Annotated in this window: 9 protein-coding genes and 2 pseudogenes; 5 read left to right on the top strand and 6 right to left on the bottom strand. The window is 71.0% G+C overall.

Annotated elements, in window-relative coordinates; genetic code table 11:
* Positions 1 to 10: 10 nt before the first annotated feature.
* A complete protein-coding gene (der, locus tag SSQG_RS08105; protein WP_003989247.1) occupies positions 11 to 1507 on the top strand; it encodes a ribosome biogenesis GTPase Der in 1497 nt (498 codons plus the stop codon).
* 71 nt (positions 1508 to 1578) lie between these two features.
* On the opposite strand, the gene SSQG_RS08100 is transcribed toward der, so the two are convergent.
* Both SSQG_RS08100 and SSQG_RS08095 read right to left on the bottom strand, forming a co-directional pair.
* A complete protein-coding gene (locus tag SSQG_RS08100) occupies positions 1579 to 2028 on the bottom strand; it encodes a hypothetical protein (RefSeq protein ID WP_003989246.1) in 450 nt (149 codons plus the stop codon).
* A gap of 85 nt (positions 2029 to 2113) precedes the next feature.
* Positions 2114 to 2899: a hypothetical protein gene (locus SSQG_RS08095; RefSeq protein ID WP_003989245.1), complete on the bottom strand. Its 786-nt coding sequence runs from the start codon at positions 2897 to 2899 to the stop codon at positions 2114 to 2116.
* Between the two features lie 545 nt (positions 2900 to 3444).
* Between SSQG_RS08095 and SSQG_RS08090 the strand changes: the two genes are divergently transcribed.
* Positions 3445 to 4080 (top strand): transglycosylase family protein, encoded by a 636-nt coding sequence (locus SSQG_RS08090; RefSeq protein ID WP_003989244.1) that lies wholly within the window; start codon positions 3445 to 3447, stop codon positions 4078 to 4080.
* Positions 4081 to 4151: 71 nt separating this feature from the next.
* On the opposite strand, the pseudogene SSQG_RS08085 reads toward SSQG_RS08090, so the two are convergent.
* A pseudogene (locus tag SSQG_RS08085) lies at positions 4152 to 4394 on the bottom strand (ABC transporter); the annotation flags it as partial.
* Between the two features lie 66 nt (positions 4395 to 4460).
* Between SSQG_RS08085 and SSQG_RS38910 the strand changes: the two are divergent.
* Positions 4461 to 5501 (top strand): helix-turn-helix transcriptional regulator, encoded by a 1041-nt coding sequence (locus SSQG_RS38910; protein ID WP_003989242.1) that lies wholly within the window; start codon positions 4461 to 4463, stop codon positions 5499 to 5501.
* 43 nt (positions 5502 to 5544) lie between these two features.
* Here the strand turns inward: SSQG_RS38910 and ctaD are convergent.
* Positions 5545 to 7071 (bottom strand): annotated as a pseudogene (ctaD, locus tag SSQG_RS08080) (cytochrome c oxidase subunit I); the annotation flags it as partial.
* Between the two features lie 449 nt (positions 7072 to 7520).
* On the opposite strand from ctaD, the gene SSQG_RS08075 reads away from it, so the two are divergent.
* Complete coding sequence (locus tag SSQG_RS08075) at positions 7521 to 7736, top strand: I78 family peptidase inhibitor (protein WP_003989240.1); 216 nt, start codon at positions 7521 to 7523, stop codon at positions 7734 to 7736.
* 66 nt (positions 7737 to 7802) lie between these two features.
* On the opposite strand, the gene SSQG_RS08070 is transcribed toward SSQG_RS08075, so the two are convergent.
* Together SSQG_RS08070 and SSQG_RS08065 are read right to left on the bottom strand one after the other, a co-directional pair.
* A complete protein-coding gene (locus SSQG_RS08070; protein WP_039932141.1) occupies positions 7803 to 8792 on the bottom strand; it encodes a phosphatase PAP2 family protein in 990 nt (329 codons plus the stop codon).
* Between the two features lie 227 nt (positions 8793 to 9019).
* Positions 9020 to 10216: a mannosyltransferase family protein gene (locus SSQG_RS08065; protein ID WP_003989238.1), complete on the bottom strand. Its 1197-nt coding sequence runs from the start codon at positions 10214 to 10216 to the stop codon at positions 9020 to 9022.
* 263 nt (positions 10217 to 10479) lie between these two features.
* On the opposite strand from SSQG_RS08065, the gene SSQG_RS08060 reads away from it, so the two are divergent.
* The gene (locus tag SSQG_RS08060; RefSeq protein WP_039932140.1) at positions 10480 to 12102 is read left to right on the top strand and encodes an MFS transporter; all 1623 of its coding nucleotides are present in this window, start codon (positions 10480 to 10482) and stop codon (positions 12100 to 12102) included.
* Positions 12103 to 12284: the final 182 nt, after the last annotated feature.

Raw genomic sequence — 12284 nt, 5'->3', positions numbered from 1 at the left:
TACGGACTTCATGAGCGACCACATCCAGCCCGACGGCTCGGACGCCTCCGCGGGCGCGCACGAGCATGACCACGGGGCGCTCGGCGACGCCGAGTACACGGAGTTCATGGAGCTCGCCGTGGAGGAGGGCTTCGACCTCGAGGACGTCGAGGGCGCGATCGAGGAGGCCGGGCACGGCCCGCTGCCCGTCCTCGCCGTCGTCGGCCGCCCCAATGTCGGCAAGTCGACTCTGGTGAACCGCATCATCGGGCGCCGAGAGGCCGTCGTCGAGGACAAGCCCGGCGTCACCCGGGACCGTGTGACGTACGAGGCCGAGTGGGCGGGCCGCCGCTTCAAGGTCGTCGACACCGGCGGCTGGGAGCAGGACGTCCTCGGCATCGACGCCTCCGTCGCCGCCCAGGCCGAGTACGCCATCGACGCCGCCGACGCGGTCGTCTTCGTCGTCGACGCCAAGGTCGGCGCCACCGACACCGACGAGGCCGTCGTACGGCTGCTGCGCAAGGCCGGCAAGCCGGTCGTGCTGTGCGCCAACAAGGTGGACGGCCAGAGCGGCGAGGCCGACGCCACCTACCTGTGGTCCCTGGGGCTGGGGGAGCCGTACCCGGTCTCGGCGCTGCACGGCCGAGGCACCGGCGACATGCTCGACCAGGTCCTCGAGGTGCTGCCCGAGGCGCCGCGCGAGACGTTCGGCGGGGGTGGCATCGGCGGCCCCCGGCGCATCGCCCTGATCGGCCGCCCGAACGTGGGCAAGTCCTCGCTCCTCAACAAGGTCGCGAACGAGGAGCGCGTCGTCGTCAACGAGCTGGCGGGCACCACCCGTGACCCGGTCGACGAGCTGATCGAACTCGGCGGCGTCACCTGGAAGTTCGTCGACACGGCCGGCATCCGCAAGCGCGTCCACCTCCAGCAGGGCGCCGACTACTACGCCTCGCTGCGTACGGCGGCCGCGGTGGAGAAGGCGGAGGTGGCGGTCATCCTGATCGACGCGTCCGAGTCGATCTCCGTGCAGGACCAGCGGATCGTCACCATGGCCGTCGAGGCGGGCCGCGCGATCGTCCTCGCGTACAACAAGTGGGACACCCTCGACGAGGAGCGCCGCTACTACCTGGAGCGGGAGATCGAGACGGAGCTCGGCCAGGTAACGTGGGCACCGCGGGTGAACGTCTCGGCGCGCACCGGGCGGCACATGGAGAAGCTGGTCCCGGCGATCGAGACGGCCCTGGCGGGCTGGGAGACCCGGGTCCCGACCGGCAGGCTGAACGCCTTCCTCGGTGAGCTGGTCGCCGCCCACCCGCACCCGGTCCGGGGCGGCAAGCAGCCGCGCATCCTGTTCGGCACGCAGGCGGGCACCAAGCCGCCGCGGTTCGTGCTGTTCGCCTCCGGCTTCATCGAGGCGGGCTACCGGCGCTTCATCGAGCGCCGCCTGCGCGAGGAGTTCGGCTTCGAGGGCACGCCGATCCACATCTCGGTGCGGGTGCGCGAGAAGCGCGGCGCGAAGAAGAAGTAGCGAGAAGCAGCGCGAGAACAGCGGAAGGGCGGCCCCCGACGGGGGCCGCCCTTCCGCTGTCCGGTGCTCGCTCAGACGTCGCCGCGTCGTCCCGGTGGCAGTGCGGCGGGCACGTGGTGCATCCCCGTGCCGTGCGGGTCGACGGTCCCGACGCGCTGCCAGTGCGGCTGCTGGCCGGCGGCATGGCGGGCGCTCTGGGCTCCCGCGCTGTACGCACTGTACGAGCCGCTGTGCGCGTGGCTGTACCAGCCCGTGCCGTATGAACCCGTGCCGTACGAACTCGTGCCGTACGAACTCGTGCCGTACGAGCCCGTGTCGTGCGGGATGTTCCCGAAGGCGGTGAAGCCCAGCTTCTCCTCGCCACTGCGGTCGCCGGGCAGTGCGCGGAAGGACTTGACGTACTCGGCGTAGAGCGCGTCGTAGATCGGCGTGGCCGATGGGCCGCCCTGGGTGTCCTGAGCCGATCGCGCGGAGGGGATCGACGAGAAGGACTGGCGGCGGGGAACGTCGTATGCGTGCACGTATGTCCAAACGACCCCGCGGGTCAGGGGATGCGGCCCGGGTACCGCTTTCGCCGGGATGCGGACCGCGCGGCTGATCCGCCGCTCAGGTGCCGGCCAGCGGCAGCGCCGCGGCGACCAGCCTGCCGTTCGCCGCCGCCTTGTCCAGGGCGTCCCGCAGCAGGTCCTCGCGCGGCTGGCGGCCGATGGAGCCGACGGGCGCGGCGAACATCAGCACCTGCTGGTGCTTGTTGGCGGCCGCGCGCCAGCCCTCGGTGACCTGCAGCGGCTGGTGCGCCTGCCACCAGGCGACCGGACGGCCGCCGTTCTGGCCCGGCTGGAGCACCGCGTGCAGTTGGCCCACCGCGAGCAGCACGGACCAGCCGTGCAGCACGGGCGGTACGGCGGACAACTCGGCCAGGGGCATGAAGCCCTGCTCGACGAGGAGCGGCAGGAACTCGTCGCCGCTGTCGCCGGTCGTCCCGGGCCGGGCGATGGGCACGGTCGGTTCCACCACGAGGGCCGGGTGCAACTCCCCACCGATCAGGATGAGTCCGCTGGTCACGCCGAGCACCGCCTGCTCGGGCGCCACTTTGTCGGGCTCCAGGTCGACGGTGTCGCCGGTGATGGACTTCACGGCGCCCCGGAGCTGCTCCTCGGTGACCTGCACGACCTGCGAGGGCAGACAGCCGGCGTGGGCGAAGGCGAGGACGGCGGTCTCGTCCCCGATGAAGAGGACGGTGCTGGTGCGCTCCTGCTCGGAGTCGCCCGGAGTGCGGCAGGACGTGCAGTCGTAACTGCCCGGGGCGGTCTCTCCGGCGAGCAGGCGGTCGGCTTCTTCGTCGCCGATCTCGGCGCGTACCTCGTCGCTGACGTCGAGCATGCGCGGCACGGGTGACTCCCTCGGGGATGCGGTGCGGGGCGGGGCCGGGTGGCTCCCGGCCCGTGGTCCGGGTCGGCCCCGGCTCATGAAGAAGACAACGGGCGATCTGTGGCGGGAGTCACGCCTTACGGCGAACGGAATCGAACCATCCAGCGCACAGGGTCACGCTCGGCACGGAATCGGGCACTCACGGTCAAGTCCCTGATTTGTAAAGGGTGTTGGGATGGTGAAGTGGGTCACAGGTCAGCAGGTGGGGTGGTCGACAAATCCGGAAATCCACGAATGAAGTGGGTGTCCGGAAATTGCCGTTACCCGAGGTATCGGTGAACTGGCCTGCCCTGACAGCGGACTGGTTGCTGTCGGCCCGTCACCTTCCATACATTCCTCCGCCGTGTGCAACGAGCACCGCTCGGGTACGTCCGCCGGCCGCACGGTTCTCCGGAACCGCGCACAGCACCACACCTGCGGACGGGGCGAGCGCGGCCCACGCGCCCCATGGCGCGGAGGGCGGCGTCCCGCCTTGGGGGACCTCGAGTGCTTCGAGAGGGAACTACATGTCCGAATGTGCCGACACCACTCGCGACAACGCTCGGAAGAACCAGGTTCGTACGACGGCGGTCCTCGCCGGGGCGGCACTGCTCGCGCCCCTCGGACTGCTGGCCGCGACCGGAAACGCCGCGGCGGCTGACAGCGGAGTGTGGGACCGCATCGCCCAGTGCGAGAGCGGCGGCAACTGGCACATCAACACCGGCAACGGCTACTACGGCGGACTCCAGTTCGCCGCCTCCACCTGGAGCGCCTACGGCGGCACGGCCTACGCGGCCACCGCCGACCAGGCGAGCAAGTCCCAGCAGATCGCCGTCGCCACCAAGGTCCAGCGCGCCCAGGGGTGGGGCGCCTGGCCCGTCTGCTCGGCACGCGCCGGGGCGAGCGGCGGCGCACCGGCGTCCGCCGACCCGGTCACCACCACGAAGTCCGCGCCGGCGAAGCCCTCGAAGGCACCGGCGCGCCCGACGGAACACGCCGACCGCAGCTCCTCACGCGGTGACTACACCGTCCGCCAGGGCGACACGCTGAGCGGTATCGCCGCCCGCCACGGGACGACCTGGCAGCGCGTCTACGACGCCAACAAGGCCGCCATCGGCGGCGACCCCGACGTGATCGTGCCCGGTCTGAGCCTCGAACTCTGACCGCTGTTCCCCCTCGCCGGGACACGGGCCCCGTCCGGTCGGCCGACCGGACGGGGCCTCGGCATCTCGGCTCAGTGCCTGAGCTCGCTCGTCTCCCCGGCGAACACGACGGCCCCGCGGCGCAGTTCGTAGACGAGCGCGTGCCGCTCGCGCAGGACGGGCGGCAGCCGCTGCTCGGCGATCACCACGCAGGCGTCGAGCCCGCCCAGCAGCTCGTGCGTGCGGGCCGCGACGGAGGGGGACATGCCCTGGGCGGGCTCGTCGACGAGGACCACGCGCGCGCGTGCCGGCAGGGCCCGGGACAGGGCGAGCACCGTCCCGCAACTGGCCTACACGCCTTGAGGACAGTGGGTGTCCGCAAGGGCTGGCAGACTCGCCCCATGTTGGAGACCTCGGCCCGCCTGCTGCGTCTGCTCTCCCTGCTCCAGGCCCACCGCGAGTGGTCCGGTGCCGTTCTGGCGGAGCGGCTCGGCGTCAGCGCCCGCACCCTGCGCCGGGACGTCGACCGGCTGCGCGCACTCGGCTACCCGGTCAACGCCAGCCCCGGCACGGGCGGCGGCTACCAGCTCGGCGCCGGCGCCGAGCTGCCGCCGCTGCTCCTGGACGACGACGAGGCCGTGGCCGTGGCGATCGGACTGCGCACGTCCGCCGGGCAGGGCATCGAGGGCATCGGCGAGACCTCGGTCCGGGCCCTCGCCAAACTGGAACAGGTGCTGCCGAACCGGCTGCGCCGCCGCGTGGGCGCCCTGAACGCCTTCACCGTGCCGATGCTGCGCGGCCCCTTGCCCGACGCCGTCGACCCGGCCGTGCTGACCGAACTCGCCCACCTCTGCCGGGACGCCGAGCGGCTGCGCTTCGAGTACCGCGGACACGACGGCACCCTCAGCCGCCGCAGCGTCGAACCGCACCGCCTGGTGTGCACCGAACGCCGCTGGTACCTGGTCGCCTGGGACCTGGACCGGGAGGACTGGCGCACCTTCCGCGCCGACCGCGTCACGCCCAGGCCGCCGCACGGGCCGCGCTTCGTGCCGCGCGAGCCGCCCGCCGAGGACCTCGCCGTCTACGTCTCCCAGGGTGTCTCCACGCGCGTGTACGCCACCCACGCCGTGGTACGGCTCCTGGCGCCCCTGGAGGAGGCCGCGGCGCACATCTCGCCCTCCGCCGGCGTCCTGGAGGCCGAGGGCCCGCACAGCTGCCTGCTGCGCTGCGGCGCCGGCAGCCTCGACGTGATGGTGATCCACGTGGTGATGCTGGGCTTCGAGTTCGAGGTGCTGGAACCGGTGGAGCTGGTCGAGGCGGTCAGGAGGACTCGCGACCGGCTTGATGCCGCGCTGGCTCGGGCTGCGACGTCACCGCCGCGTACTGCGGATGGTGCAGGTCGAACGCCGGCGACTCCGACCGGATCCGGGGCAGCGTCGTGAAGTTGTGCCGGGGCGGCGGGCACGAGGTCGCCCACTCCAGGGAACGACCGTAGCCCCAGGGGTCGTCGGTCTCGACCTTCTCGCCGTACTTGGTGGTCTTCCACACGTTGTAGAGGAACGGCAGGGTCGAGATGCCGAGCAGGAACGCGCCGATCGTCGAGACGGTGTTGAGCGTGGTGAACCCGTCCGCGGCGAGGTAGTCCGCGTACCGGCGGGGCATGCCCTCGGCACCCAGCCAGTGCTGCACCAGGAACGTGGTGTGGAAGCCGACGAAGAGCGCCCAGAACTGGATCTTGCCGAGCCGTTCGTCGAGCATCTTCCCGGTGAACTTCGGCCACCAGAAGTAGAAGCCGGCGAAGATCGCGAAGACGACGGTGCCGAAGACGACGTAGTGGAAGTGCGCGACCACGAAGTACGAGTCCGTCACGTGGAAGTCCATCGGCGGTGACGCCAGGATCACCCCGGTCAGCCCGCCGAACAGGAACGTCACCAGGAAGCCCGCCGCCCACAGCATGGGCGTCTCGAACGACAGCGAGCCCTTGAGCATGGTGCCGGTCCAGTTGAAGAACTTCACGCCCGTCGGCACCGCGATCAGGAAGCTCACGAAGGAGAAGAACGGCAGCAGCACCGCTCCCGTGGCGAACATGTGGTGCGCCCACACCACCACCGACAGGCCGGTGATCGCCATGGTGGCGCCGACCAGCGTCAGATAGCCGAACATCGGCTTGCGGCTGAACACCGGGATGATCTCCGTGATGATCCCGAAGAACGGCAGCGCGATGATGTACACCTCGGGATGGCCGAAGAACCAGAACAGGTGCTGCCACAGGATCGCCCCGCCGTTGGCCGCGTCGAAGACCTGCGCGCCGAACCGCCGGTCCGCCTCCAGCACCAGCAGCGCCGCCGCGAGCACCGGGAAGGCCATCAGGATCAGGATCGACGTGAACAGCGTGTTCCAGGTGAAGATCGGCATCCGGAACATCGTCATGCCGGGGGCGCGCATCCCGATGATCGTGGTGATGAAGTTGACCGCGCCGAGGATCGTGCCGAAGCCGGACAGTGCCAGCCCCATGATCCACAGGTCGGCCCCGATCCCCGGGGTGCGCTCCGCGCTGTTGAGCGGGGCGTAGGCGAACCAGCCGAAGTCCGCCGGACCGGAGGGCACCACCAGGGAACCGAGCACGATCAGCCCGCCGAACAGGAACAGCCAGTACGAGAGCATGTTCAGCCGGGGGAAGGCGACGTCGGGGGAGCCGATCTGCAACGGCATCAGCTCGTTCGCGAAGCCCGCGAAGCTCGGTGTCGCGAACAGCAGCAGCATGATCGTGCCGTGCATCGTGAACAGCTGGTTGAACTGCGTGTTGTCGAGGATCTGGAGGCCGGGACGGGCCAGCTCCGCGCGCATCAGCATCGCCATCACACCGGCGATCAGGAAGAACACGAACGACGTGATCAGGTAGAGGTGGCCGATCTTCTTGTGGTCCGTCGTCGTCAGCCAGTCGACGACCACCCGGCCGTGCTTCGTCCGCGGCACGGGCCGCGCCGTCGCCTGTACGGTCTGCGTCCCCATCGCTCGCTCGCCCCTTCGCTCATCGCGTGCCGGGCCCGCCGAAGCCCGCGCCACGTACCCGCGAGCCCACGTCATGATGCTCGCGTCGCCGCGCGCTCCGACAGGGGGCGTACCGGCCTCTTCGGGCCGAAGCCATGCATTTCCTGTGCCGCGCGGGCCGCGCGGGCCCGGTCCGGCACCGGAATGGAACGGGCTCCGGAGGCACTTCTCCCGGAACTTTCCGCCGGGCTTTTCCATGGCCTCATGTGACACGCGGAATTCCCGATCGAATGCCTGCGGAAGGCCTACAGAACCGCTCGTCCGTGTGACGGACAACGCCCGAAACTCCTGCCTTGATCTTGTGACAGAAGCGTGACAGGCGAGAGACGGAAGGGGACGGATCGGGGCTGTGTGACCTTGCTTACCGGCCCGGACTTCCCGGCTCCCCGGGCAGGACATAGCGTGGCGGTATGGCACCGAATCCGACACCTTCCGCGGAACCCGACGACAGCCCGGACACCTATGTCGGCCTGGAGGCAGGCCGTGCCGAACACCTCGCGCGGGAGCGCGGCTGGCCGACGGTGCGCTCGTTGCCGCCGGGGGCGATCATCACGATGGAGTACCGCGTGGGGCGGCTGAACTTCGAGGTGAAGGGCGGCCGGGTGGCGCGGGCCTGGAAGGGTTGAGACACGGCGAGGCCCCCGGTTCCGGAGGGGAACCGGGGCCCTCCGCCTTGTGCCGTCGGCCGATCGTCAGGGGCGTGCCGAGGAGGCCGAGCCGCGCGGGTGCCGCTCCGGGTGCCGCTCCGCGTGCGGCGGACGGCGGCTGCCGGCCGGGGTGATCGGGGTGCGCTCCGAGCGGGTGGTGTGCGGGCCCGGGGCCAGATAGGCGGGGGCCCGGGGCGAGTGGGCCGCGACGTCGTCCCGGTCGGGCAGCGGCGTGACCACCACGGGCGGCGCGCCGCCGGAGGCGGCAGCGGGCGCCGAGCGGACCCGCCAGCGGTCGCGCAGGTCGAAGATCGTGGCCTCGGCACGGGCGATCAGCGGCTCGAACCACGGCAGGCCGAGCAGGATCAGCAGGCCGGCGGTCCAGCCGAGGAGGACATCGCTCAGCCAGTGCGTACCGAGGTAGACGGTGGCCATGCCGACACCGAGGGAGGTCACCGCGGAGACGGCGGACAGCCAGCGCTGCGCTCTCGCGCCGGAAGCGAGGTAGGCCAGGATTCCCCAGGTCACCACGGCGTTCGCGGTGTGACCGCTCGGAAATATATCGCCGCCGCGCCACATCTCGTTCGAGCCGATGACGGTCGCGTAGTGCGGCCCCAGGCGGCCCATGCCGTACTTGGCGGCGCCGACCGTGATGTTCAGCAGCAACAGCGAGACGCCGAGGGCGAGCAGCGGACGCAGGGTGTGCTGACGCCAGGAGCGCCAGCCCAGCCAGGCCGCGACCATCACGGCGGTAGGACCGCGCTGGCCGAGCACCACGTAGTAGTCGACGAACCAGTGGATCCCCGACCACTGCTGGTACGGCCGGAAGAACATGACCTGCCAGTCGAGCCGGACCAGCCAGGACGTGATCACCACGGCCCACACGATCGCGCCGTAGAAGGCCAGGGTCGCCGCGAAGAGCACGATGCGGTGCCTGCTCATCTTCGGCACATCGATGTGGGCCGGTCGTTCCGGCTCACGATCCAGCCGGGCGAAGACCCGGTCCAGACGGGTGAGCTTCGGTTCGGTACGCACCCAATCGACGTTACAGCGAGTGAGCTGAGATCCCGCTCGAATCAACGGCTTTGTGATGACGATGTGATGTGGGATTCCTCTCAGAAGGAGGTTTATTTCCACGGAATCTGTAATCGACGGCCGCTGCGGCCTTCAATTCGTTTGATCATTCCGGGTGACGGTTTTATCGCGCTTTTGAATTCGTTCACCGGAGCATGGCGCGGAATTCTCCCGGTGCTCACAGCGGGTCAGGGCGGACCCGAGCCGTTCAGCCAGAACGCCCCGTACACCGCCGAGGCGATCGCCACGGACCCTAGCACCAGCGCTGACCTGCGCGGACGCAGCCGGGCGAGGGCCAGTGCGAGGGGCAGCAGCAGTGGGAAGGCGGGCAGCAGCAGGCGCGGTTTGGAGCCGAAGTAGCTCGACGCGCACAGGGCGAGCGCGACGACGATGCCCGTGTAGACCAGCAGCGGAAGCGGCTGCCGCCCACGTACCCCGGTCACATACAGCCAGACGACTGACGCGACCCCGAGGATCAGCCCCATGCCGGCCAGGGCCGACGGGAACGACGCGAACTTTTCGCCGACGAACCGGGCGAAGGCGTAGCCCCCGTCGAACCCGTTGCGCCATCCGGCCTGCACGTCGAGATAGCCGAGCGGACCCTTGCCGGTGCGGTGGCCGACCCACAGGACGTACCCGGCGGCCCCGAGGGGGGCGAGCAGCATGCCGAGCACGCGGCGGGTGCCATCGGCGGAGGCCGGGGCGCGTAGCGCGTCCCGGGCGCCGTCCGGTTCGGCCGCGCGTCGGTCCCGCACGAAGGTGGCAATGCCCGTCGCCCAGACCGCGGCCACCACGGCCAGCCCCACCGGGCGGGTGAGCCCCGCCAGCAGGGCCAGCGTGCCCGCGGTCACCCAGCGGCCCGTAAGGACGGCGTACAGCGCCCACGCGGCGAGCGCCGTGAACAGGGACTCGCTGTACGCCATCGACTGCACGATCCCGACCGGGAGCACCGCCCACAGCAGCACCGCAAACACCCCGGCCCGTCGGCCGTACACATGGTCCGCGACCGCGAAGATCCCCCAGGCGGCGGCGACCGACGCGCACAGGCTGACGACGAAACCGCCGTCCGCGTGCGACAGCGGGGACACCGCCGCCACCAGCCGCTCCAGCCAGGGCAGCAGCGGGAAGAACGCGAGGTTGGAGTGCACGTCCCCGTTCGGCAGGCGCACCTCGTAGCCGTAGCCGAGCTCGGCGACCCTGGTGTACCAGAGCGCGTCCCAGCGAGCGGTCAGCAGCGTGTACGCGCTCTTGTCGCGCGCCGCGCTCCACACGGCCAGGGTGACGAGGCCCAGGACGCGGACGGCCGCGTACCCGAGGAGTGCCGGGGCCGCCCGGCGCAGCGCCCCGGCGCGGGGCGGGGCCGCGCGCGTCTCCAGATCGGTCACGGGCCCGATTATCGACCCGGGACGGAACCGGCCGGCCGTCCGGGGCGTGGTCGCCGGAGAGGGGAGTGGCGTACGCCACATCGTTCCGGCGGAACCGTGAGAGGTCCGCCACTCGGCTTGCGCGCGGACTCGCGTACTCTGACGTGTCACTCGCTTTTCGTTTGCGCGGGCCGGGGACCACCGCTCCTCTCCGGCCGAGTCGCGGGGGCGTCCCCCACCCCGTGAGCCCGCCGATCGCGAGGGAACATCTGGGAGGTACGTGCATGTCCGGGACGACCACGGCCGCCGCTGCGCTGCGCCGTCGGGCGGCCGGGTCCGGTGCCAACCGCTGGGTGGTTCTCGTCGTCCTCTGCGTCAGCCTGCTGCTGGTCGCCGTCGACGCCACCGTGCTGCACGTGGCGGTCCCCGCCGTCACGGAGGACCTGAAGCCCGGCGGGATAGAGCTGCTCTGGATCGTCGACGTCTACCCACTGGTCTGCGCCTCGCTGCTGATCCTGTTCGGCACGCTGGGCGATCGTGTGGGCCGCAGGAGGATCCTGCTCCTCGGGTACGCGCTGTTCGGCGTCGCCTCCGGGATGGCGGCCCTGGCCGACAACGCCCAGGTACTGATCGTGGCGCGGGCGCTGCTCGGCGTGGGCGGCGCGATGATCATGCCCGCGACCCTGTCGATCCTGCGGCAGGTCTTCCCCGACCGGCGTGAGCGCGCGCTCGCGATCGGCATCTGGAGCGCCGTGGCCGCCGTCGGCGCGGCGATCGGACCACTGCTCGGCGGCTTCCTGCTGGAGCACTTCTGGTGGGGGTCGGTCTTCCTCGTCAACATTCCGTTGATGCTGGTCAGCCTCCCGGTGGGGCGGCTGCTGCTGCCCGAGTCGAAGGGCGACGGGGACGGCCCCTGGGACGTCGTCGGTGCGCTGATGGCGGCGGCCGGGCTGTTCGGCGTGGTGCTGGGCGTCAAGCGGCTCGGCGGCGGCGAGTCGCTGGGGAGCCTGCTCACCGTGCCGCCGCTGGTGGTGGGAGCGCTGCTGGTGATCGGCTTCGTGCGGCGGCAGCGGCGGCGGACGCATCCGCTGGTGGACCTGAAGATGTTCGCGCGGCCGGCGTTCAGCACGTCCGTCGGGTGCATCGTGCTGGCGATGCTCGCGCTGGTCGGACTCGAACTGATCGCGGCGCAGTACCTCCAGCTGGTGCTGGGGCTGTCTCCGCTGGAGACGGGGCTGCGGCTGCTGCCGCTGACGTTCGCCGCGATGGCGGCGGGGCTGGCCGGAGCGCGGATGCTGCGGCGGTTCGGGCCGCGGCGGATGGTGTGCTTCGGGTTCTGCCTGACGGCGTTCGCGGTGGTGCTGCTGACCGCGATGGGCCGGACGGACGACTGTGCGCTGATGGTGGCCTCCTTCGTACTGCTGGGCTTCGGGCTGGAGACGACGCTGTTCGGGGCGTACGAGTCGATGCTGAGCGAGGCCCCGCAGGAGCAGGCCGGTGGGGCGGCGGCGATCGGGGAGACGTCGTACCAGCTGGGGGCGGGGATCGGGATCGCGCTGCTCGGCACCGTGATGAACGCGGCGTACACACCGGGGCTGTCGGGTGTGCCGGGTGTTCCGCAGTCGGCTTCCGCTTCGGCGGGGCATTCGCTGGGGGAGGCGTACGAGGTTGCCGCGCGACTGGGCGGGAGCGCGGGGGCCGCTCTGCGGCATGCGGCCCGGGACTCGTTTGTGCACGGGCTGCATGTGACGTTGCTGGTGAGTGCCGGGCTGTTGCTGTTGGGAGCGGTGATGGCGTTGCGTTTGCCGCGGGACATGCAGTGTGAGGAGGAGGGCGCCGGGGCCGGGGAGGGGACGGTGGAGGTGCCTGCACAGAGGGACGCCGCGGAGTCACGGGTCTCGGCGTAGCCCGCCACCCATGCACCGCCCGTGCCGTACCGCCCGTGCCGCGCCGTTGGTGGCTTGCGGTGGGGGTGGGTGGGGGTTCGGGGGATCGTGCCCGCGGGCGCCGATGGTGATGCGTCCCCGCGGGCGACCTTTCCTCGTTGGTTGGCAGCTACGGGTGGTGCGGGGGCGGGCGGAGGTCGTAG

The organism is Streptomyces viridochromogenes DSM 40736, from assembly GCF_000158955.1.
Classification (GTDB): Bacteria; Actinomycetota; Actinomycetes; order Streptomycetales; family Streptomycetaceae; genus Streptomyces; species Streptomyces venetus.
This window is presented reverse-complemented; position numbering and strand designations above follow the sequence as displayed.

What these genes read in the sequence shown, in the direction of transcription:
- der (WP_003989247.1), top strand. Translation starts at nt 11, where the DNA reads ATGAGCGACCACATCCAGCCCGACGGCTCGGACGCCTCCGCGGGCGCG.
- SSQG_RS08090 (WP_003989244.1), top strand. Translation starts at nt 3,445, where the DNA reads ATGTCCGAATGTGCCGACACCACTCGCGACAACGCTCGGAAGAACCAG.
- SSQG_RS38910 (WP_003989242.1), top strand. Translation starts at nt 4,461, where the DNA reads ATGTTGGAGACCTCGGCCCGCCTGCTGCGTCTGCTCTCCCTGCTCCAG.
- SSQG_RS08075 (WP_003989240.1), top strand. Translation starts at nt 7,521, where the DNA reads ATGGCACCGAATCCGACACCTTCCGCGGAACCCGACGACAGCCCGGAC.
- SSQG_RS08060 (WP_039932140.1), top strand. Translation starts at nt 10,480, where the DNA reads ATGTCCGGGACGACCACGGCCGCCGCTGCGCTGCGCCGTCGGGCGGCC.